The following is a 3,022-nucleotide window of genomic DNA, read 5'->3' on the forward strand; positions in this document are numbered from 1 at the left end:
CCGCGCGACCGATGCGCTGATCGACTTCCACTGCCTTCTGTCTTTTGGGTTGCTATAGCCGCCCAAAAGACTCACGGCCCCGTTACCAGATGAAACGGCGCTCCTGGGTGAAACGGCACTCCTGGATGAAACGGCGCTCCTGGCGATTGGCTAGGAGCGCTGCTGCTGGGGGGTGTAGGCCTGGTTGTTGGCCGGCGCCGCGCCGATCGGCGGGAAACCACCGGTGCCGCCCGGCATGGTCGACGTCCAGCCCTCCTCGCCGTTGTTCGACCCGTTCTGCCGCCGCGACCCGCCCGACCGGTCCTGCTCTCGCTGCGCGAGCTCCTCGTGCAGCTTGCGCAGCAGGTTGCGCTCCCGGTCAGTCAGCTTCGCGTCGACCGCCGGCGGCACCCGCATGGCGTTCGCCTCGGCCTGCGCCTCGGCGGCCTCGGCGGCTTGCGCCAGCGCCGGCTCGTGCTCCGGCTGGCTCACCGGCTGCGCCGGCTGCGGGATCGAGCGCTCCGGCTCCGCCGGTCGCTCTTCCACCGCCCGCCGCTGCGGCTCCGCCGCGCGCTGCTGCTCCGCTGGATGCTCGACCGGACGCTGCACGTCCTCCTGAACAACCAGACGCTCCGCGTGGGCGACCGGACGCTGCGCGTCCTCCCGGGCTGCGGCCGCAGGTGTGGCGGGTGGCGCGTCGAGGCGCACGCGGTGCGCCGCCGCGAGGGCTTCCCGGTGGTATTCGGGCAGTTCGGCGCCGCTATCGAAGACGTCGACGGAGCAGTTGATGTCGGCCCGCCGCAGGGCTTCGATCAGCTGGTAGGCCACCGCCGTGGTGGAGCCCTCCGGGCTGACCTCGGCGAGCAGGATGCGCCGGGGCACCGCGCCGTAGCTGACGCCCGCCGGCGTCGTCCGCGAGGCACACCACAGCCCGCGCACGCCTTGGAGGCGTGCCGCGACCGGCGCGAGCGCCGCCACCAGATCGCCGTCGCCCTCGGTCGGTTCGCCGAACCGGTGCTGGTCGATCGGCACCGAGTCGACCACGTGCACCCGGTCCGCAAGGGTGTGCGTCGAGCGGGTCTCGTCGAGGACCCGGCGCAGGTGGTACTGCTCGCTGGAGGTCACCGGGATGCGGCCGGCCAGCAGGCAGCCGGTGAGGTACTCGGCCGCGGCGTCGGGCTGGCCGATGCCGAGCAGTTCGCGGGCCGAGTTGATCCCGTCGTCGTCCACCCGGCCTGTCATGGCCAGCAAGAGGTTGTGCAGCCGGTCCACCGGCCCGGCCCCCTCAGCCACGTCCACCACGCACGCCTCCTTCACGGATGTCGGCCGCTCAACCGCGGCGGCCGGCGAGTTCTTCGGCCCCCGTGCACACCAGCGCCGACTCGGCGAGCGCGGCGCGGTGGTACGCGGCGGGTTCCAGGTCGGGTGGGAGCACCTCGACGCGGGGTTCGGGTTCGCCGAGCGCCCGCAGGACGCGCTGGATCTCCCCGGTCAGGCCGACGACGTCGGCGGACGCGGTCACCAGCACGACCAGCTTCGTCGCCCCGCTTTCGGCGCTCCGCCAGCTGCTGCGCACCTCGCGGACACCGGGGCGGCCGCGCAACGTGGCGCCGAGCACCAGCATCGCGGAGTCGCCGGCGTTGCCCGTCGGTCGTTCGCTGCTGAACGAGTACCGCGGGGCTTCGGCCGGATCGACCGGGAGGACGGCGTTGACCATCGCGGGGTCGGCGCCCAGCGGCGCCAGCGCGTTGGCCAGCAGCTGGTGTTCGGCGTCGTCGAGCGCGATGCGCTCCCGGACGAGCGTGCCCGGCAGCATCCTCGCGACCACGTCGGCGGCGTCACCGGCCAGCCAGTCGCGGAAGCGCCACAGGTGTCGGTCGGGCAGCCGGTTGGCAAGCCGAAGAAGTAGTTCGTGGCACAGCAGATCGGTTTCGCGCACCGCCACGTCGGCCCCTCCCAAGGCTCGTACTCCGTCGACGCGGGTGTCGCTCGCCGCCCCCCGACCAGCTACACCCGTCCAGGTGAACTTTGGCCGCGATAACCGGATCAATCAAGCCCTTGAACGGTCTTTTCGCGACACACTGGAATCGATCTACCCCTATTTGGGTTACGCCAGATCCGGCGAACTCAAGTAGGTGATGATCGCAGCGTACTGGTCGGAGGCGGCGTCGCGCGTCCGAGCCGCCGAAATCGGGGCCGGCGATATTCGCCGACGACCCGCCGTGACGCATGCGAAACGCGGCGTCACCCGAAATCGGGCAACGCCGCGCAAATGACGTGGCAAACGGCAACCGGGCCGCTGCCCGGCCGCGCTCCGCCTATTCGACCTCGACGATCAGCTCCACCTCGACCGGGACGCCGAGCGGCAGTTCGGCCACGCCCACCGCCGAGCGGGCGTGCTGCCCGGCCTCGCCGAAGATCTCGCCGAGCAGCTCCGACGCGCCGTTGACCACCCCGGGCTGCCCGGTGAAGCCCTCGGCCGAGGCCACGAACCCGACGACCTTGACGATCCGCACCACCGAGTCCAGGCCGACCAGCGCGTCCACCGCGGCGAGCGCGTTGAGCGCGCAGATCGCGGCGTGCTGCTTGGCCTCCTCGGCGCTGATCTCCGCGCCGACCTTGCCGATCCCCGCGGGCTCGCCGGCGACCATCGGCACCTGGCCGGCGGTGTAGACCAGCGAGCCGGTGCGCACCGCGGGCACGTACGCCGCGACCGGCGGCACCACCGCCGGCAGCGGGATGCCGAGTTCCGCGAGGCGATCCGTCCACCGCCCCATGTCAGGCCTCCTTCGGCCGCTTCAGATAGGCCACCATCTGCTCGCCGGTCGGGCCGGGCAGGACGGAGACCAGCTCCCAGCCGTCCTCGCCCCACTGGTCGAGGATCTGCTTGGTCGCGTGGATCAACAGCGGAACCGTCGCGTACTCCCACTTCTGCATGCGTGCAGCTTAGGGGTTCTTTCAGAATGCTGATGTGGGGAGTTTGGCGGCGAGGATCATGCAGTGAGCGAGTTGGAGGAAGCCGTCATGCATGTCGTCGCGGGTT

Annotated in this window: 4 protein-coding genes; all 4 read right to left on the reverse strand. The window is 71.4% G+C overall.

Translation table 11 applies throughout. The annotated features are described in order from the left end of the window. Positions 1 to 150: 150 nt before the first annotated feature. The 4 genes from AB0I53_RS44430 to AB0I53_RS44445 all read right to left on the reverse strand — a co-directional run bounded on the left by AB0I53_RS44430 (position 151) and on the right by AB0I53_RS44445 (position 2,916). Positions 151 to 1,281, reverse strand: coding sequence for a hypothetical protein (locus AB0I53_RS44430; protein ID WP_358615818.1), 1,131 nt, complete (start codon positions 1,279 to 1,281; stop codon positions 151 to 153). Between the two features lie 28 nt (positions 1,282 to 1,309). After that, complete coding sequence (locus tag AB0I53_RS44435) at positions 1,310 to 1,924, reverse strand: hypothetical protein (protein WP_358615820.1); 615 nt, start codon at positions 1,922 to 1,924, stop codon at positions 1,310 to 1,312. A gap of 373 nt (positions 1,925 to 2,297) precedes the next feature. Continuing rightward, complete coding sequence (locus AB0I53_RS44440; RefSeq protein ID WP_358615823.1) at positions 2,298 to 2,756, reverse strand: RidA family protein; 459 nt, start codon at positions 2,754 to 2,756, stop codon at positions 2,298 to 2,300. Position 2,757: 1 nt separating this feature from the next. Continuing rightward, the gene (locus tag AB0I53_RS44445) at positions 2,758 to 2,916 is read right to left on the reverse strand and encodes a DUF4177 domain-containing protein (protein WP_093157991.1); all 159 of its coding nucleotides are present in this window, start codon (positions 2,914 to 2,916) and stop codon (positions 2,758 to 2,760) included. Between the last annotated feature and the right edge of the window lie 106 nt (positions 2,917 to 3,022).

It is taken from the genome of Saccharopolyspora sp. NPDC050389, assembly GCF_040655595.1.
GTDB lineage: Bacteria > Actinomycetota > Actinomycetes > Mycobacteriales > Pseudonocardiaceae > Saccharopolyspora.

What these genes read in the sequence shown, in the direction of transcription:
- AB0I53_RS44445 (WP_093157991.1), bottom strand. Translation starts at nt 2,916, where the DNA reads ATGCAGAAGTGGGAGTACGCGACGGTTCCGCTGTTGATCCACGCGACC.
- AB0I53_RS44440 (WP_358615823.1), bottom strand. Translation starts at nt 2,756, where the DNA reads ATGGGGCGGTGGACGGATCGCCTCGCGGAACTCGGCATCCCGCTGCCG.